Origin of the sequence: Agrobacterium sp. lyk4-40-TYG-31 (genome assembly GCF_030209855.1) — a bacterium.
GTDB lineage: Bacteria > Pseudomonadota > Alphaproteobacteria > Rhizobiales > Rhizobiaceae > Agrobacterium > Agrobacterium vaccinii.
In genome coordinates, this window is the sequence record NZ_JARVRE010000003.1 from 40,194 (window position 1) to 58,262 (window position 18,069).

At 56.8% G+C, this 18,069-nt stretch carries 15 protein-coding genes; 3 read left to right on the plus strand and 12 right to left on the minus strand.

Annotated elements, in window-relative coordinates; all coding sequences use genetic code 11:
* Positions 1–62: 62 nt before the first annotated feature.
* From QRN55_RS03335 to QRN55_RS03375, 9 genes are all read right to left on the minus strand, one after another.
* Positions 63–1,469: a TRAP transporter large permease gene (locus QRN55_RS03335; RefSeq protein ID WP_111841194.1), complete on the minus strand. Its 1,407-nt coding sequence runs from the start codon at positions 1,467–1,469 to the stop codon at positions 63–65.
* A 1-nt stretch (position 1,470) separates the two neighbouring features.
* Entirely contained in the window at positions 1,471–2,046 is a 576-nt protein-coding gene (locus tag QRN55_RS03340; RefSeq protein ID WP_111841193.1) for a TRAP transporter small permease, read from the minus strand.
* Between the two features lie 98 nt (positions 2,047–2,144).
* Positions 2,145–3,119 carry a sialic acid TRAP transporter substrate-binding protein SiaP gene (locus QRN55_RS03345; protein WP_111841192.1) on the minus strand — a complete coding sequence of 325 codons (975 nt, stop codon included), beginning with the start codon at positions 3,117–3,119 and terminating at the stop codon, positions 2,145–2,147.
* Positions 3,120–3,193: 74 nt separating this feature from the next.
* The gene (locus QRN55_RS03350; protein ID WP_111841191.1) at positions 3,194–3,895 is read right to left on the minus strand and encodes a FadR/GntR family transcriptional regulator; all 702 of its coding nucleotides are present in this window, start codon (positions 3,893–3,895) and stop codon (positions 3,194–3,196) included.
* Between the two features lie 175 nt (positions 3,896–4,070).
* Positions 4,071–4,964 carry a MurR/RpiR family transcriptional regulator gene (locus QRN55_RS03355; RefSeq protein WP_502871281.1) on the minus strand — a complete coding sequence of 298 codons (894 nt, stop codon included), beginning with the start codon at positions 4,962–4,964 and terminating at the stop codon, positions 4,071–4,073.
* A gap of 69 nt (positions 4,965–5,033) precedes the next feature.
* Positions 5,034–5,975 carry an ABC transporter substrate-binding protein gene (locus tag QRN55_RS03360; protein ID WP_502871289.1) on the minus strand — a complete coding sequence of 314 codons (942 nt, stop codon included), beginning with the start codon at positions 5,973–5,975 and terminating at the stop codon, positions 5,034–5,036.
* Positions 5,976–5,986: 11 nt separating this feature from the next.
* Positions 5,987–7,033: a FecCD family ABC transporter permease gene (locus tag QRN55_RS03365; RefSeq protein WP_284774819.1), complete on the minus strand. Its 1,047-nt coding sequence runs from the start codon at positions 7,031–7,033 to the stop codon at positions 5,987–5,989.
* Positions 7,030–8,046 (minus strand): FecCD family ABC transporter permease, encoded by a 1,017-nt coding sequence (locus QRN55_RS03370; RefSeq protein ID WP_284774820.1) that lies wholly within the window; start codon positions 8,044–8,046, stop codon positions 7,030–7,032. Before QRN55_RS03370 ends, QRN55_RS03365 begins: the two co-directional genes overlap by 4 nt.
* Complete coding sequence (locus QRN55_RS03375) at positions 8,043–8,858, minus strand: ABC transporter ATP-binding protein (RefSeq protein WP_284774822.1); 816 nt, start codon at positions 8,856–8,858, stop codon at positions 8,043–8,045. The genes QRN55_RS03370 and QRN55_RS03375 overlap by 4 nt, the downstream gene beginning before the upstream one ends.
* A gap of 283 nt (positions 8,859–9,141) precedes the next feature.
* On the opposite strand from QRN55_RS03375, the gene QRN55_RS03380 reads away from it, so the two are divergent.
* Entirely contained in the window at positions 9,142–11,274 is a 2,133-nt protein-coding gene (locus QRN55_RS03380; RefSeq protein ID WP_284774824.1) for a TonB-dependent siderophore receptor, read from the plus strand.
* Positions 11,275–11,406: 132 nt separating this feature from the next.
* Complete coding sequence (locus tag QRN55_RS03385; RefSeq protein WP_284774826.1) at positions 11,407–12,852, plus strand: aldehyde dehydrogenase; 1,446 nt, start codon at positions 11,407–11,409, stop codon at positions 12,850–12,852.
* Positions 12,853–12,908: 56 nt separating this feature from the next.
* On the opposite strand, the gene QRN55_RS03390 is transcribed toward QRN55_RS03385, so the two are convergent.
* Together QRN55_RS03390 and QRN55_RS03395 are read right to left on the minus strand one after the other, a co-directional pair.
* Positions 12,909–14,117 (minus strand): low temperature requirement protein A, encoded by a 1,209-nt coding sequence (locus tag QRN55_RS03390; RefSeq protein WP_284774828.1) that lies wholly within the window; start codon positions 14,115–14,117, stop codon positions 12,909–12,911.
* Positions 14,118–14,154: 37 nt separating this feature from the next.
* A complete protein-coding gene (locus QRN55_RS03395; RefSeq protein ID WP_233124098.1) occupies positions 14,155–14,445 on the minus strand; it encodes a hypothetical protein in 291 nt (96 codons plus the stop codon).
* 381 nt (positions 14,446–14,826) lie between these two features.
* On the opposite strand from QRN55_RS03395, the gene QRN55_RS03400 reads away from it, so the two are divergent.
* Positions 14,827–15,720 carry a helix-turn-helix domain-containing protein gene (locus QRN55_RS03400; protein ID WP_284774830.1) on the plus strand — a complete coding sequence of 298 codons (894 nt, stop codon included), beginning with the start codon at positions 14,827–14,829 and terminating at the stop codon, positions 15,718–15,720.
* Between the two features lie 8 nt (positions 15,721–15,728).
* Here QRN55_RS03400 and QRN55_RS03405 read toward each other — a convergent pair whose 3' ends face one another.
* Entirely contained in the window at positions 15,729–17,885 is a 2,157-nt protein-coding gene (locus tag QRN55_RS03405; protein ID WP_284774832.1) for a TonB-dependent siderophore receptor, read from the minus strand.
* Between the last annotated feature and the right edge of the window lie 184 nt (positions 17,886–18,069).

An 18,069-nucleotide genomic window follows, 5' to 3' on the forward strand; every position in this document is an offset into this window, starting at 1 on the left:
GATATGTGCTTTCGTCCCAATGATTGGAGGAAAACCCGCGCGGATAGCCGCGCGGGTATTTGTTATCGGATCAATCCCATTTCCGTCGGTAGCCAAAGGGTGATGGCTGGAATGAAGGTGATGAGAATGAGAGCGATGAACAGCGGCACCAGCCATGGCAGAATGGCCATCGTCGTCCGCTCCACCGAAAGCCTCGCCACGCGTGAGAGCACGAACAGGACCATGCCGAGCGGCGGATGCAGCAGCCCGATCATCAGGTTGAGTGTCATGATCAAACCGAAATGCACCGGGTCGATATCGAACTGCAACACCAGCGGCAGAAGGATCGGGACGAGAATGGTGATCGCCGCAATCGTATCCAGGAAGCAACCGACGAACAGCATCAGCAGGTTGACCAGCACGAGGAATATCCACTTGCTGTCGGTCAATGTCAGAATGGCACCCGATAGCACTTGTGCCGCCTGGCTGACGGTCAGCAACCACGCAAAGACGGAGGCCGCCGCCACGATGAAAAGAACCGAGGCCGTCGTCTCGATGGTGTCGAACGTTGCCTTCGCCAGCGTTTTAAAGGTCATCGTCCGGTAACGCACGAGGCCGAGGAACAGCGACCACAAGACCGCGGCGACGGCTGCTTCCGTTGGCGTAAACCAGCCCATGGTCATGCCGCCGATCAGAATAACCGGTGTCATCAAGGCCATGACTGCGGAAAAATCGAAATACCAGTCACAGGCGATCAACACCGCAAGCACGATGAAAATAGCAAGGTTGAGCGACAAGCCGAACATCGTCAGCACATAGACGCTGATCGGCACCAGCATGACGACCAAGACTTCCAGCGATGCGCCGAAGATCGTGCGCAGGCTGAACGGCGTGTCGGAACCCCAGTTCTTGATATAGGCAAAGACGGCGACGGTGATCATCATCAGCAACGTCATGACCACACCGGGCAAGATGCCCGCCATGAACAGCGCGCCGATGGAGACATTTGCCATCATGCCGTAGATCACGAAAGGCAGGGATGGCGGGAAGATCGGCCCCAGTGTGGCCGATGCAGCGGTGACGCCGACAGCCGCCTCGACGGGATAGCCGTGGTCCTTCATCGCCTTGATTTCGATGGTACCGATACCGGCTGCATCCGCAAGAGCGGTGCCGGACATGCCGGAGAAAATAACCGAGCCGATGATATTGACCTGCGCCAACCCACCCTTCATCCAGCCGACAAGAGCGACGGCGAAGGAATAGATACGGCCCGTGACACCTGCCACGTTCATCAGGTTGCCAGCCAGAATGAAGAACGGTACGGCCAGAAGCGGAAAGCTTTCGACACCGGCAATCATGCGCTGCGCCGCGATGATATCCGGCGCGACATTGTAGGCCAGAATGTAGAGCAGCGACGATGTGGCCATGGAAATGGCAACCGGCAAGCCGATCAGCATCAGAAGCAGAAACGATCCAATCAGAACCAGCATGTCACACCTCCTCCACGCTCTGGAATTCTTCCGGTCTTTCGAGCACGGAATAACCACGTTGAAGGTTGGCAACGAAAACCTGGATCGACCGGAGGAACATCAGCACGAAAGCTGCGAAGACCGTGTAGAAAACGATGCTGCGCGGCAGGGCCACGGTCACCATCTCTTCATCCGCCACGATTTCGAGATATCGCCACATCAGCCATGACGTATAGGCGAAAAAGCCGATGCGCAGCACATCGACGGCCAGCGACATGACGCGCGTCACGTTCGACGGCAGGTAGTGGTAGAGAACATCCACCTGGATGTGACGCGACATGCGCACGCACATGACAGAGCCGAGAAAAACGACGCCGATCAGGCAGTTGACGGCAATTTCTTCCGTCCATGCGTAACTGTCATTGAGAACGTAGCGGGTGAAGAACTGCAAGAACACGCAGCCTGTCATGACCCAGAAGAGGGCAAGGGTAAGCCAATCTTCGAAGGAATAGACCGACAGATCAACATTCGGCGGCGCTTCATCGAAGGTTTGGGCAAGTTCCTCAGGTGTCACCTGAGTGTGAGTTTCCTGCGACATTGAATTGTCCCGGCTGGAGCGTCTGACCGTTTCAGATCGCCAGACGCTGGAGAAAACGAGAAGGCGGCGCGGCCCATAAAACCGCGCCGGACACGGACTTACTGAATGGCGCGAATGGCTTCCCAATCGGCCTTGTCGTAACCGAAGTCCTCGAACTTCACCTTCTCAAGCACGTTCTTTTCGAAATCGGCCTTGTCGACTTCCGTGACGGTCAAGCCACGTGCCTTAAAGTCATCAACCAGCTTGTTTTCACGTTCCTCGATGATCTTGGTTGTTTTGGTCGCAGCTTCCTGCATGACGTCAACGAAGATTTTCTTGTCCTCGTCCGACAGGCTGGCCCAACGGCTCTTCGAAATCACCGTATTCAGGTGATCGACAATGTGACCGGTCAGGACAATGTTCTTCTGCACCTCGAAAAACTTCTTCGCCTCGATGGTTGTCAGCGGGTTTTCCTGCGCATCCACGGTCCCATTCTGAAGCGCCAGATAGACCTCAGCGAAGGCAATCGGAGTGGTGTTGGCACCGCAGGCGCGCGGCATGGCAAGGTAGGCTGGAACGTCAGGCACGCGCATCTTCACGCCAGACAAGTCTGCGCAAGTCGAAATCGGCTTGTTGGCCGTCGTGTGGCGCGTACCATAGTAGCTCACCGCCGCAATCACGTTACCGGTCTTGTCCTGATAGCCCTTGGCCAATCGCTTGAAGACGTCGCTCTTGGTATAGGCGATCAGATGTTCGGGGCTGCGGAAGATGTAGGGGAAGTAGGTCACGCCGATGGGCTTGTAATCACGTGCGGCAAAGCTTGAGCCTGAGATGACCATATCGACGGTTCCCAGCTTCAGCCCCTGGTTGATATCGACTTCCTTGCCAAGTTGCGATGCCGGAAAGACATCGATCTTGTAGCGGCCTTCCGTGCGCTTTTCGATTTCCTTGGCGGCCCAGACGGATTCCGTGTGGAATGGCTCGGTCGTCTCGTAAACATGCGCCCATTTGAGCGCGGTCTGCGCCTGTGCGGTAAAGGCGGAGACGGCGACGATGGCCGTTGCGCCAAGCAATGTGATGAATCTTGATGTCATTGGTTTCCCTCCCGGATTGATGTCAGACTGCTGTTTTCATGATCCCGCTCTCTCCCTGCGGAACCACGCCTCCCCTACGGCTCCTCCCCGAAGCTTTCGGAAAATCTCTTCTGCGATTGTGTCAGATGGCGACGCATCGCATCGCGCGCGGCGGCTGTGTCATTTCTGGCAATGGCATCTCTGATGACCCTGTGTTCTTCCAGCGCCAGACGCCATGTTTTCGGTCCCTCGAAATGGCTGGCCAGCCGCTCGAAGTAGGGCGTCATGCGACGATCGAAAATCTGCCCGGTAAAACGGTGCAGCGTGGCATTGCCGATGATATCCGTGATGGCAGTGTGAAAAGCGCGGTCCTGAACCAGCATATCGACCGGATCGCCAATCGCGTTTTCCATTTGCTGAAGGCACGCGTCGAGACGCGCAACACCATCGGCAGTCGCCACCCGGGCGGCTTCCTCGGCAATCGCACTTTCAATGATGCTGCGCGCCTGAAGGATTTCGAATGGGCTGTCATTGTCGTCAACCGGCAGCACCTGAGCCGGATGGCTCGGCCGCTGGCTGACATAAATACCGGACCCCATGCGGATCTGGATGTAGCCCTCTACCTCCAGAACGATCAGGGCTTCACGAATGGTGGGACGCGAAACCGCGAAGCGTTCCGCAAGGTCACGCTCGGCAGGCAACTTGGCACCATGCCCAAGCTCCCCCGCCTCTATCAACGCACGTATCTGGTCCGCAACCTGCCTGTGCAAGCGGCGCGGCTCCAAAGCCACAAACATGAAATCCTCCCGAGATCCCATCTGGTAAAATGGTCTTACCAATTGCAACTTTAGGCGGGAAAGTAGCAGTGTCAACCCTGCGTTATGAGGTTCACGTGTCTAAACCTATGCGAATTTTGTGGAGTGACTTGTTCTAGTCGGCCCATCGCCGTTGCCGAAACGTCAGCGGAAGCTGTCACCGCTTGTTCGGCCTGATCTGGTTGCGCAGTTCCACCAACCGGTCCAGTGTCGCGAGGGTTCTGTCCCGGTTTTTACCGGCGAGAGCCAGTGTCAGGGCTTCGATGCAAACGAGCGAAGCGCCGTGCATGGCCACTTTTTCGTTTTTCGCGCGTGGCAGAACGAGGGTCGCGCAGGCGTGTTGGGCGAGTGCGCTGTCTTCTTTTCCGACAATGGCGATAATGGGTATCGAGAGGCGCTGCGCCTCGGTGATCGTCGTCATGACCTCGCGGTGCGGGCGCCCCTGCGCAAGAACGAGGAGGACATCGCCGGTCTCCATTTGCAGCAACTGCTCTGCCAGCATGATCCCGGTCCTATCAAGCGCGTAGGACGGAAACCCGGAGCGGATGAAATTACGCGAGGCATAAAGTGCGACGACACCAGATGCGCCAATGCCGAAGACGCCGATTTTCGTGGCGGCGGATAGCACCTTTACCGCCGTGGTCATGGCTTGCCGATTGTCAGGCGATGACAGCGCAGCCATCGCATAGCCCATGTCTGCCACCACGAAGTCGATGGCGGAATTGGTATCATTGAGGAGATCGTTTGTCGTTGCCGCCATCTTTTCGGATGGCGAGTCCGTTTCACCGAGATGCGCTTCCAGCGTATCTTTCAGATCAACCAGACCTTCGAAGCCGAGCGCCTGAATGGCCCTGATGACCGTCGCGTCAGACGTGCCGATTTCACGACCGATTTCCAGCGCGGATTTGGCCAACACTGCGTGCCGGTGCCTGTCGATATATTCCGCAACGGCCAACAGACCGGGAGACAGCACATCCCGCTTCTTCTTCAATCGCTCGCCAAAGCGGTCTATGTGGCGTTTCTTCAGAACAGGACTGCGCATCGATACCATCGTGGTCACTTCAAAAGCGTGTATAGATACACAGTGCCTGAGACGTCTTCATTTTTAAAGCAGCAACCACTATTTCGCCGGGCGCTGAGCCGTGGTCGATTTCACGATGGCCGTCATCAGCGCCATGGCAGCGTAGCTGTTCGAGATCGCCTCTTCCCGCGAGACCATGACGTATCGGCCTCCCACGCAGGCCTTCAGGAAGCTGCAGAAATCCGGCACGACTTTTTCCATGGCGTCGATGTCTTCCTTCGACGTGCCGCCGGTGTCTGACCGGTAGGGATCGAAGATGAAGTCAGCATCGACATCCGGCAAACGTTCGCCGCTGACTTCGACACGCCCTCCCTCGGCAATGCCGTTGATGATATCGGGAAAGCGAAAACCTGCATCTCTCAACACCTGACCAAGCGCCCTGTAGGTGTGATAGATGCTGATCTTGCCGTTGAGCGGTTGAATGACCGATACCGTGATCGATTTGGTATCGACAGCAGTTTTCAGTTCCTCGATACCGGCACGGTATCGACGGTCGAGTATCGCGAGCTTCGCTTCTGTCCCGGTCAGTTCCGCAAGCTTTTGATAGGCGTGCGCAGTGCCGAAGCGGGTGGGATCGATCACAACGGTCGGCGCAATTTTTTCCAGCGTCGCTATGGGAGTTGGCCTGCCTGCAGCGGTGATGATGAGGTTGGGCTTCTGCTCCGCAAGCGCTTCGAGATCGATATCGACAGCACCCAGAAAGGCCATGCCGGAATTGTCGAAATCAACGCCAGTCAGTATCGCGCTGGAGCGAAGATAAGGCTTTGCGTCGGCACCGATGCGTCCGTGGCTGGCGATGGGCGTTACGCCGAGTTCGATCAGCGGAATGGTGACATCGATGTCGTGCAGCGAGGCGATCCTAAGCGGCTTTGTCGGCACTATGACACTTCGTCCCGCGTCGTCCTGAAATTCATGCGTGGCATCAGCCGCGCTTGCACCGGTGGCGAGAAGGGCCAAAAACAGCAAGGCAAGGATACGCATCATAAAACCTTTCACAATTGGTCGCGACGGCGCCACAAAAGAGCGAGAAGAACAGGCACGCCGACAAGCGCGATGACGATACCGGCGGGGATTTGCAAGGGAGCGAACAGCGTTCGGCCAAGCGTATCCGCCATCACCACCAGCCCTGCCCCAATCAACATGCTTCCAGCGAGAAGTGACCGCTGCCCGCCACCAATTGCCAGCCGCGCCGTGTGGGGCGCGATCAGCCCGACGAAGCCGATACTGCCGACGCAGGACACGGCGGTGGCCGTCATCACAATAGGGCTCACCAGCCAGATGACGGCGAGAAGATTGCGTCGCACACCCAGCCCGAAGGAGAAATGATCCCCAAGCCCGGCCACGTCTGCGGCACGGGCTGTCGAAAACAGCAGTCCCGCGCCGATCAGCAGCCCGGCAACGGCAAGGGGCACCATGTCGGGCGTGACGGTGGCCAGACTTCCCGCCATCCAGGTCAGGGCGATCTGGATACGGTCGATGTCGGATATCGTCAGCAGCAAGGCGATGGCAGCGGACAAAAACCACGAAAAGCCGATGCCGATCAGCACGAAGCGTAGACGCGAGAACGAACCTGCAATCATCGCGACCGCAAAAGCGACTGTCAGCCCTCCGGCAATGCCGACGAATGGGCGGAAAACCAGCGGCGTCTGCGGGAAAATGATGATGACGGTAACGATTGCCAGCGCCGCACCTTCCCGTACGCCCAGAAGGCCCGGATCAGCCAGACCATTGCGCGTCAGGGACTGGATAGCGGCACCAGAAAGGCCGAGCATGCCGCCGCAGCACAAGGCCATGACGGTTCGTGGCAGCCTCAGATCACCAACAACGGACAAGCTTCCCGGCGTTGCCGAGCCTGTCGCGAAGGCGAGAAATTCGGAGAACCCCGCTTTGCCGCTTCCCGACGCAAGTGCCCAGACGAAGAGTAAGAAGAGACCCGCCATGAGGGCCAGCAACAACGCCAGCCGCACGGGGTGGACTTTGGCGCTGATGCTCCCGAGCGCGATGAGGCGATAGGACCCGTTCAACTTTCGCACCGTCATTTCAGCCTCCGGGCAACAACGAGGATGAAAACGGGAGCCCCGATGAACGCCGTCAGAATGCCGGTTGCCAGTTCACGCGGAGCGGCAATCGTGCGTGCGGCGATGTCTGCAGCAACAAGCAGGCATGCCCCCAGCAGCGCCGAAAGCGGGACGGAGAGACTGTGCCGTCCGCCCGCCAGCCGATGCGACATGCCCCCGACGATCAAACCGACGAAGCCGATGGGCCCGCAGAGTGAAACGGAAGCCCCACAAAACAGGGCTGCCGCGACCATTCCGAGCATCCGCGTCTGACGGACCGGCACACCGAGGCCCGCTGCAAGCGTGTCTCCCAACGCCATGATATCCAGCCGCGTCACGATGAAAGCGGTCGTGGTGGCTGCAGCGATAACGATGGGGATGACCGCCTGTATATCGGACACAGAAATGCCGGAGAGATCGCCAGCGAGCCAGAAGCGCATCTGCTCCAGCGTCTCCTGATCAAGAATGAGGATCGCGGACACGCAAGCCGATGCAAGTGCGGAAAGGGCTATGCCGCAAAAGGTCAGCTTGGTCATCGTCAAGCCCGTTCGCCCAGCACAGGAGAGCGCCAGAACAGCTGAAAACAGCAATCCGCCACCTAAGGCGGCAATGAGAGGTCGCGTCAGGGCGAATGGGATGAAGGCGGATGGAAGCGCTATCGTCAGCACGATGGCAAGGCTAGCCCCGGCGTTCAGACCCAGAATATGGGGTTCCCCCAAGGGATTGCGCAGGATGGATTGCAACAGCCTGCCCGAAATCCCGAGTGCCGCTCCGCACAACATGGCGGCGAGCAATCTTGGCAGGCGCAGTTTCAACAATATCTGCTGCTCGAAATTAGCATGATCGCGCGCCATCAGGGCATCTATGACCAGTCGGGCCGACACTGGCCGAGCACCGACACCCAGATGGACGACGCCGAGCAGCAAGACGGTTACGACCGCGCAAGGTATCCACAGCCAGACGGCAGACGACGCCGTTTTGCTTGGAGACGTCACGGCGAAGTGTTCCCAGAGCCCTGATCGGGTAGAAATGCTGGCCTGCCGGTCGTGGGGTGCGTCACGGCGATGACCTTGGTGTCGAACACTTTTTCGATATCCGCCGCCGAACATTCGGCCGTCGTTTCAGCGATGTGATGAACGGCCCCGTCTTTCAGAAAAACGATGCGGTCTGCATATTGCAACGCCGCGTTCAGATCGTGCAGGACAGCGACGACAGTGCGATTTTCCGTGCGGCTCAGTTTGGAGAGCAGTTCCATGACCTCGACCTGATATCGCAGATCGAGAAAGGTCGTCGGCTCATCGAACAGCAGCGTCTGCGTGTCCTGAGCGATGGTCAGCGCGATGAAACGCCGCTGGCGCTGCCCACCGGAAAGACTGTCCACCGAACGGTCGGCGAGATCGCTGAGGCCGGTTATGACCAACGCCTGCTCGACTGCCTCTTCATCCGCCTGTGTCCAGGATTTGAACACACCACGATGGGGGTATCGTCCACGCGACACCAGATCGTAAATGCTGAGACCTTCCGGCGTGACAGGTGCCTGCGGGAGTAGTGCGAGTTTGCGGGCAACGTCGCGGGTCGGCATGGTGGCAATGTCACGCCCATCGATGAAGGCCGTACCGCCGGTTGGCTTGAGGACACGCGAGAGTGCTGCCAACAGGGTTGATTTGCCCGAGCCGTTTGGCCCTGCAAGCGCCGTGAACTTGCCACGCGGCACGAGAAGCGACACGCTTTTCAGAACATCCACCTGGCCGTAACCCGCGCTCAGATGTTGCGCGCGCAACGCCGCATCATTCCCATCCGCCCGCATCGATAAACCATCTTCCTTCGTGAAATTCCTGCGTCATTTGTATTTTATGAATGTAGTAGTCAACAATTAAACCGCTGAAAATTCCTGCCCGACACGCATTCTCGGTAACGAAGGGCTAAAATATGCGGGTGAAACCCCCATTTTTTCTTCAAAAATTTCGCCCGCAGGCATCGAAATCGCCACTTCAAAGTTGACTACTACAGTCATGAAATACAGAAGGCGGGTGAAATGACGTGATCTGTTCGGTGGGGACTGAAGCATGAAGCTGGGTAAGAGATTTGAGATGCAGACGGCAATCGTTCTGCTGACCGTGGCAGGTATCGCCGTCATGTCGCCTGTGAGGGCGCAAGACAGTGCCGACATCAAAAAATCGCAGCGCAAGGTCGATACCGCGCAGACGAGCACAGTCCTCCAGCCGATCATCGTCGACGGTGCCGGGCAGACCGACGGCTACCAGCCGAAATCGACCAGCACCGCGACCCGTACCGACACGCCGTTGATCGATATTCCACAAGCGGTCAATGTGGTCAGCCATGAGGTCATCGAGGACCAGAACGCAACGAATCTGGACGAAGCGCTAGGCAATATCAGCGGGGTCACGCAGACGAACACGCTGGGTGGCACGCAGGACTCCGTCATTCGTCGCGGTTTCGGGGATAATCGCGACGGCTCGATTTTGACAAACGGCCTGAAGACGGCCCTGCCCCGTTCGTTCAATGCCATGACCGACCGTATCGAAGTCCTCAAGGGACCGTCCTCTACGCTCTACGGCATTCTAGATCCCGGCGGCATGGTCAATGTCGTCACGAAGAAGCCGAAGGACACGTTCTCGGGCGACGTCTACGGCAGCGCATCGAGCTTTGGCGGTGGCAAGACCGGCCTTGATTTCACCGGTCCAATCGAAGGGACCGACTTCTCCTATCGCCTCATCGGCGAGTACGAAAACACCGACTACTGGCGCAATTTCGGCGATACCAAGAAGTGGCTCCTCTCTCCGTCTCTGACATGGACCGGCGAAGACACGGAGATCACCGCCACCTATATGCACGAAGACTACAGCGTGCCATTCGACCGTGGCACCATCTTCGACACCACGACAGGACGCGCCGTCAATGTCGACCGCAAAATCCGGTTCGACGAGCCCTACAACATCACGGACGGCAAATCAGACCTCTTCCAGATCGAGATCGATCACGAACTCTCCGATAACTGGAAGCTTGGTGTCGACTACAGCTACAGCCGCAATGAATATTCCGACAATCAGGCACGTGTCATGGGCTATACGCCCTCTACAGGCGCCGTCAGCCGCCGCGCGGATGCAACCGATTATTCGACGATCTACAATCACGCTCTCCGTGCCGATTTGACGGGAGAGGTGGAGATCGGCGGTTTGCAACACGATCTGTTGATCGGTGCCTCCTACGACTACAGCGACACACTTCGCACCAACATGATCCGCTGCGGCTCCGCGTTCAATTTCAACATTTATAACCCGGTCTATGGCAACATGCCTGCCTGCACGAACGTTTCCAATTTCGACAGCGACCAGACTGAAGAGCTATCCACCGCATCCGTCTATGTACAAGACTCCATTCATCTGAATGAACAATGGATCGTCGTCGGCGGACTGCGTTATCAATATTACGATCTGCTGGCAGGCAAAGGCAGACCTCTCATCAGCAACACAGATAGCTTCGGAGATGCGCTCGTGCCGAACGCCGGTATCGTCTATAAGGTGACACCGGATATCTCGCTCTACGCCAATGCCGCCAAGACATTCCGCCCTCAGTCCTCCATCGCAAGCCTGTATGGCAATCTGAAGCCGGAGGAAGGCGTGTCCTATGAAGTCGGCTCCAAGTTCGAGCTCCCGTCCGGCTTGACCGCAAATGTCGCGCTCTACACCTCCGACAAGGAGAATGTGGCCTATACCGACGGATTGGTCGTAAAGACGGCGGGTCTCGTCAGGGCACGTGGCTTGGAAGTGGATGTCGCAGGCGCATTGACCTCGGACCTCGATTTCATCGCAAGCTACGCCTACACCGACGCCAAGGTTTTGGAAGGCGAGAATGCGGGCAAGCGCCCGGTCAACGTCGCACGCCACACCGCCTCGCTCTATCTCGCCTACGACGTCGGCGAATTCGGAGCATCCGGCAACAGCCTGAAAGTCGGTGGCGGTATCAGGGCGGTCGGTGAGCGCGCCGGCATCAACAGCAATGGCTATTTCCTGCCCGGCTATGCGGTCGTGGATGCCTTTGCCGCCTACACGTTCGAGCTGGAACGCCCGATTACGCTTCAGCTGAATTTGAAGAATATTTTCGACCGTACCTACTACACGTCATCGATCGGCGGCACAGCTTTCGGCAACCAGATCGGCGAACCGTTCAATGCGACGCTGACAGCGCGGGTCAAGTTCTGATACCGGGCAAAGCTGAATCTGCGTACTCGCAAATGTCAACGGCGGGCGGCTTGTGCCGTCCCACGGTTGTGTGCTGATATCGGATGATGGCGGCCTAGTGATTGGCGCAGTCGGTATTGGGAGGAATGACATATGATCGTCGCGTTGCTTATCGATGGAAAAGACCAGAAGGCCGAGGGCGGGCGCACTTTTGACCGCCTTGACCCGGTGACGGGAACCATGGCCGCACAGGCCGCCGCTGCAAGCACTGCGGATGCCGAACGTGCCGTTGCTTCCGCCGCAAAGGCGTTCGAGACATGGTCGAAGACAGGCCCCAACCATCGCCGCGCCCTGTTGATGAAAGCAGCCGACGTGATGGACAGCAAGGTTGCGTCCTTCGTGGAAGCCATGATTTCGGAGACTGGCGCGACCGGCCTTTGGGCGGGCTTCAACGTCAAGCTTGCAGCCGGTGTCATCCGCGAAGCAGCAGCAATGGTCACACAGCTTGGCGGTGAGGTCATTCCGGCAGACAAGCCCAACACGCTGGCGATGGGCGTCTTGAAACCCAAAGGCGTCTGCCTTGCCATTGCACCTTGGAATGCGCCGGTCATCTTGGGCACGCGCGCTGTCGCCATGGCAATCGCCTGTGGCAATACGGTCGTTCTCAAATCTTCCGAACTTTGCCCTGCAACCCACCGTCTCATCGGTGATTGCTTTACGGAAGCAGGTTTCCCGGCTGGCGTTCTCAACGTCATCAGCAACGCGCCGCAGGACGCAGCATCACTTGTCGAGGCGCTGATCGCAGACCCGCGCGTGCGCCATGTCAATTTTACCGGCTCTTCGAAAGTCGGACGGATCATCGGGCGACTGGCGGGAGAAAATCTCAAGCCTGCGCTGCTGGAACTCGGTGGCAAGGCCCCGCTGGTGGTTCTCGATGATGCCGACATCGACGGTGCAGTGAATGCAGCGATCTTTGGCGCTTTCATGAATCAGGGCCAGATTTGCATGTCTACGGAGCGGATCATCGTCGATCAATCCATCGCCGATGACTTCGTCGCCAAACTCGCTGCCCGCGCAAACGCTCTTCCCGCCGGAAACCCACGTGAAAAAGTCGTTCTGGGCTCTCTGGTGACGCCAGAAGCTGCGGAAAAAATGGACGCCATTATCGCCGACGCTACGGCCAAGGGTGGCAAGGTCGTTGCAGGTGGCACCCGTAAAAATACGATTGTTACGGCTACCATCATCGATCACGCCGCGCCTGGCATGAAAATTTACGCGGAAGAATCTTTTGGTCCTGTCAAGCCTGTCATTCGTGTGAAGGACGAGGCAGAAGCCATCAGCGTTGCCAATGATACGGAATATGGTCTGTCTGCCGCGGTGTTCAGCCGCGACGTCGGACGTGCCATGCGCGTGGCCGACCAAATCCAATCCGGCATTTGCCACATTAACGGCCCAACCGTGTCGGATGAACCGCAAATGCCGTTCGGTGGCGTCAAGGCATCCGGTTACGGCCGCTTCGGTGGCAAGGCTGCCATCGCCGAATTCACCGACCTTCGCTGGATAACAATCGAGGATGCCGGGCAGCACTACCCGTTCTGACAAATCTCCGTAGCAATCGCTCTCATGCCATTGCTACGGCTTCTTGCCCAAGGCCGTCAGGCCATGTCGGGTGCCTGCTTCTTCAGCGCCACATATTCCCAAATCGCCACCAGCAGCAGAACCGTCACGGCAGCAATCTGCAACGCGTAAAGCGGCATTCCCTGTAGCAGTAAGAGAACGATGAGCACGCCGATCCCAACGAAGTGCGAGATCGGGCGGACATATGACGCCGCAATTTTCACCCCGATGTTTCCCGCCAGAAACAGGATTGGCCCGCCAACGATGGCAAGCGACTCGCGCCAAGTGGAGTGCTCGTAACTGTGCGATAAGCTGAAGTCTTCGCCAACAGCCGTCAGAATGATGCCTGCGACGATAGGCAGATGGCCATAATTGAACAGCGTCTGCGCAATCTTCTCGGGCTCGGGAGACTCCTCGGCTTTTTCAGATGCTTTTTCCTGGCCGTGGTGGAAATAAATCCACCACATCAACACCGTGCTGGTGAAGGCCGCGCAAAAAACGACGAAGCTGAGGCTTGAGTTCATGTGGTCGGTCGCGGTCTGCCCGGTCGTCAGAATCGTCTCACCGAGACAAATGAGCACGAAGAGAGCGCATCTTTCTGCCAGATGCTCCCCCGAAAGATGCAGCTTCTCGTGTTCTCCGGTTTTAAGCCCGGGGAAATAATATTTTACCGCAGGGCCTGCATATTCAATACCGATGGCAACGGCCCAGAGACCGATCTGCCATTCCAGACTTTCGGCAAAGCCACCGCACAGCCAGAAAATGCTGGAGACGCCCAGCCATATGGCCATTCGTGTAAAGGTCAGCGAGTTTTCGTGATCGACGCCTTTGAAGACGTAAAGGGCGAAAAGCGATCGCATCACCTGCATGCCGCTGTAGATCAGGGCAAAGGTAAAACTTTGATCGTCGAAAGCTTTGGGCAGAGCGATTGCAAGCAGCACACCTGCAAACATCATCGAAAACAGAAACAGCCGGACAAGTCCGGCCTCCGTATTCAACATGTTGGTCAGCCAGGTGATCTGCACCCACAGCCACCACAAAGCCAGAATGATGATGGCCGCTTCCAGCAAAGCGGTAGAGCCGAAATCCTTGGCGAGGGTATGAGAGAGCTGGATCATCGCAAACACGAAGACGAGATCGAAAAACAATTCAGGAAAAGTCGGCTTTGCAGCTTCTGCATCGGCCTGCCGGATAAGCCGCCACTTCGAGCCAGTTTTCATGCTCGAAGTCTCCATGGTCTGCCCCATAAATGTTCTGTTCCTCAAAAATCCAAAAGCTTGAATATCAGTTTGAAGCCATCTGCGAACGGGCTTCTTCACGCACTAATGCGTCTGCGCGACCGAAAAGCGCGACCTCTTTTGAATTATCCGGGAAGAAGCGTGGACCTACAAGCCGGACCTGACGACCGCTGACATCGACGATGTATCCGGCCTGTGCCTTTACGGGTCGTTTCGTTTCGATGCTCACAGCCGACTGTTTGATATCGAGGCTGCTCACCTCAATGTCCTGCGCTACGGCGGCGGTTACAAAACAAAATACGGCGCCCACGGCGGCACCAATGGCAACCCGTTCCATCAACAATCTCCTGAATATACTGAGCTTTTGTGGCTCTTCAACACAAGAGGCGGGTGTTTTGTTCCATTCGTTCTATCGACGGTTCATGCAGCAAACCGATAGTGTAGCAAGGATGTCATTATCACCTTTTGACAGATGAGGGCGCTCAGTGCGCTGCGGTTCATAACAAGAGGTCAAACGTTTCCCACAGATATCAGGGGATAGGTTTCGAGAAGACCCGTTTTCGAGCCTAACTTGCTATATGTTATAAACATGATATTTCTAGTCATCTAATGACATTCATGTCGGAAACGCCTTGGCCCATGTCTGCGCATAAAGCGGGTAATGGCGAAGTTTTGCTTGGCGCGCCGATTTTCAAGCGCATGAGACTGGTTTGAAATTGTGACGTATCTGCACTCAATGACATCTTTCACGGACGGCATCCGTGCGCTAGGACCTGCCAGATGGCGTGGTCTCGATGGGCTGATCAGCGTATTCTGGGACGCCGAGGCGCATGCTGGAGCAACCGGCTACTACCTGTCACCAGATCCGCGCATCGTTATCTTCTTCAACGATGTCTCCTCGCACATTCTCATGAGCAACCGCGACGGTAAAACTGCCGATGCTTACAGGCCAATGAAGAAGGCAATCTATGTGCCCGCCGGGGTGCCGTTGTGGACCAGCTTCACATCGTTTCACCGCTTCTCCCACGTCGACATTCACCTGCACAAAGACCGGATGTTGAAATATCTGCTGCCATCAGTCGGAAGCTCCGTCGCCGCCAGCGCGCTGCGCAGGCCGGTCGAGATTCAGGACACACGGGCAGTCGAAGTGCTAGCCAGCCTTTTGGTCGACGAACTGATTCACCCCGCCAAACACGCAGTCTACGCTGAAAGCCTCGTCGGCAGCATCATTGCCGGTCTTCTGGATTTGCGTGAAGGGCAGCCAGAAGACAACACCAATGCACGACTGACACAGGCGCAGATGAACAAGCTCATCTCCGTCGTCAATACCCGCGCCGACCGCCGCATGACCGTCTGCGAAATGGCTGAGATCGTCGGCCTCTCGGAAAGCTGGTTCGCCAATGTCTTCAAGCTGACCACAGGCAAAACACCCTTACAGTGGCAGTTGAGCAGGCGCATCGACCTTGCCCGGACCATGCTGACCGACAGTGATCTCAGCGTGGCAGCGATTGCGGCACAGCTCGGCTTTTCAGATCAGGCCCATCTGACGAAAACATTTCGGCAAGTCGCAGGCGAAACGCCCGCCGCATGGCGTCGTATGCGGCGGAGTTAGTGGAGCCATTACCAAGTCTGGCGAAGCGTCGCCAAAATTGTGCGCCCAGGATTGTAGTAGTAAGCGCCGCCATCATCATTGGCGATATGCTTCTCATCGAAGATGTTGCTGGCGTTCAGTTGGAATGTCGTGTTTTCCTGAATTTTGTAAGTGAACGCAGCGTCGAATACGATCGCATCATCGGACTTTCGGGTGTTCGCATTATCGAAGTAATACGCGCCGATGTAGCGGGCACCTAGACCGAACGTCATATCACCACGCGCGCCCTCACCTTCCCACGTATACGTACCCCAGAGTGCGGCAGAATGTTTCGGGACCTGCGCAAAACTCTTGCCATTATAGCCATTAGCATTACCCGGCTCGATGATTTCAGAGTCGATGAAGCCATAGGATGCGATCAGATTAACGTTCTGCGGCAACTCGACCTTGGCTTCGAGATCGAAACCGCGATGCCTGATTTTTTCAACGGTCGATTCGAGATAGACCGGAGCTTCGCGAGTCGAAATATTCTCCATCGTCAGATCGTAAATGGACGCGGTGATCAGAGCCGGAAATGCCTCTGGCCGGTACTTGATACCTGCCTCGTACTGTTGGCCGGTCGTAGGCTCGATACCTGTTGTTGGAGGAGCAACCGATTCAGCATAACTGGCATAGGCTGCCAACTCATCGGTAATCTTGTAGCTCACCCCGAGACGCTTGCTGAATTCGCTATATTTGCCTGACGTCACCGTTCCAGCGACGCGTTTCGTTTCATCCAGATCGAGCCAGTCGTTGCGCAAACCGAGGCTGACCGTGAGCTTATCATAGAAAACCAAATCTTGCTGAAGATAGATCGCCTTTGTCGTCTGATCTTTCGTCGTGCTTTCACTCAGCGGAATGGAAGAGGGAACGCCGGAATAGACGGGATTTTGCCAGTTGATCGGAGGCGCGGTGCCTCCCCAGATCGCCGGATAGAGGAGATAACTATTGCTCGTCGAGTCGATCTTGTTGTGGTCGACACCCACCAGTGATCGGCTCTCGATATTGTCGAAATTGGCTTCATAGAGGAAATGCGCATCGATGACGAACTGCTCGTCTGAACCGTCTCCGCCAAAGAAGATGCGATCTATCGATGAATCAGCCGGGTCGCTCGCACCAATGCTGTCGTAGATATAGGCATAGCCAAAGCTATTGGAAGCCTTGCTGTAGCGCGCATTCGAGTTGAACGTGAGACCATTTTCGAAGTCGTGATTAAGCTGAACACTGTAGGTGTTTCTGTTGGTTTTGTCGTAATTGTAATCCGGCTTGCCAAAGAAACGGCTTCTGTCCAGGTCCGTAAATCTTGGGTGGCCGCCGCCACTCGGGGTTCCATCCTTGTCGAGATGGTCGAAAACAAACGAGATCGTCGTCAGGTCCGTGGGACGCCAGGTCAGGCCGCCCATGATGAAATTCTCGTCATCCTGAGAGTAATCATACTCACCGTTCGCCCGTTGGAATTTCCCGGTGAGGCGATAGGAAAGAGTGTCGTCCTCGGTGATATTGTCGCCGAAATCGAAGCCAGCTTCCTTGTGTGCCGACGTGCCGCCGGTGGTATAAGCCTCGCCGAAACGCTCGCTTTTCGGGGTTTTGGTAACGTAATTCACCGCACCGCCCGGGTCCGAGACGCCGAAGCCAGTAGAGCTGGCACCCTTCAGTACCTCGACGCGTTCATAGGCGTAAGGCTCCTCACGAAGACCGCCCCAGCTTCTTCCGATCGGCAATCCATCGCGATAGGTGAACGGGCTGAAACCTCTGATCTTGAAGTAGTCATAGCGGTCATCCGAGCCGTAGTAATCCGTGACGACGCCCGCAGTATATTGCACCACCTGTTCGACGGTGGTGGCGGCGCGGTCTTTGATTTCCTTTTCGGTGATGACGGAAACCGATGCTGCGGTCGTGAGAACATCGCTTGGCATTTTACCGGTAGCGGTGGTCTTGTTCGCCACGATGGTCTTGGCATCGCTATCACCACCCGCACCCTGGACCACGATCGTCTCAAGCACTGTGCCGGAACCCTGTGCATCGGCCTCCTGAGCAAGCAGCCTGACTGGTGCCAGCGCGACAAAGGCCGTGCAACCCAGTAGAAACGCCTGACGGTACGGGCGACGCGCGTGGCCATGGTTTGCGCTGGTGGTTTCAATGCTCATGATCAAATTCCAGATGTCGAGTGCTGATTCTGGCAACCTCGGTGGAAAACCCGGCGCGCCCTGTATCGCCTGATAACTTGAGGCCATTAGTCTGGTATTGTACAATTCCACGGTTTTGTAAAAAACCACGGAAACTTCCTTGGCCATCGCAACAGCTTGTCAGATCGGTCTTGACCTTCCATCG

Coding starts and splice junctions, on each gene's coding strand:
- QRN55_RS03335 (WP_111841194.1), bottom strand. CDS start 1,469: ATGCTGGTTCTGATTGGATCGTTTCTGCTTCTGATGCTGATCGGCTTG.
- QRN55_RS03340 (WP_111841193.1), bottom strand. CDS start 2,046: ATGTCGCAGGAAACTCACACTCAGGTGACACCTGAGGAACTTGCCCAA.
- QRN55_RS03345 (WP_111841192.1), bottom strand. CDS start 3,119: ATGACATCAAGATTCATCACATTGCTTGGCGCAACGGCCATCGTCGCC.
- QRN55_RS03350 (WP_111841191.1), bottom strand. CDS start 3,895: ATGTTTGTGGCTTTGGAGCCGCGCCGCTTGCACAGGCAGGTTGCGGAC.
- QRN55_RS03355 (WP_502871281.1), bottom strand. CDS start 4,964: ATGGTATCGATGCGCAGTCCTGTTCTGAAGAAACGCCACATAGACCGC.
- QRN55_RS03360 (WP_502871289.1), bottom strand. CDS start 5,975: ATGCGTATCCTTGCCTTGCTGTTTTTGGCCCTTCTCGCCACCGGTGCA.
- QRN55_RS03365 (WP_284774819.1), bottom strand. CDS start 7,033: ATGACGGTGCGAAAGTTGAACGGGTCCTATCGCCTCATCGCGCTCGGG.
- QRN55_RS03375 (WP_284774822.1), bottom strand. CDS start 8,858: ATGCGGGCGGATGGGAATGATGCGGCGTTGCGCGCGCAACATCTGAGC.
- QRN55_RS03380 (WP_284774824.1), top strand. CDS start 9,142: ATGCAGACGGCAATCGTTCTGCTGACCGTGGCAGGTATCGCCGTCATG.
- QRN55_RS03385 (WP_284774826.1), top strand. CDS start 11,407: ATGATCGTCGCGTTGCTTATCGATGGAAAAGACCAGAAGGCCGAGGGC.
- QRN55_RS03390 (WP_284774828.1), bottom strand. CDS start 14,117: ATGGGGCAGACCATGGAGACTTCGAGCATGAAAACTGGCTCGAAGTGG.
- QRN55_RS03395 (WP_233124098.1), bottom strand. CDS start 14,445: ATGGAACGGGTTGCCATTGGTGCCGCCGTGGGCGCCGTATTTTGTTTT.
- QRN55_RS03405 (WP_284774832.1), bottom strand. CDS start 17,885: ATGAGCATTGAAACCACCAGCGCAAACCATGGCCACGCGCGTCGCCCG.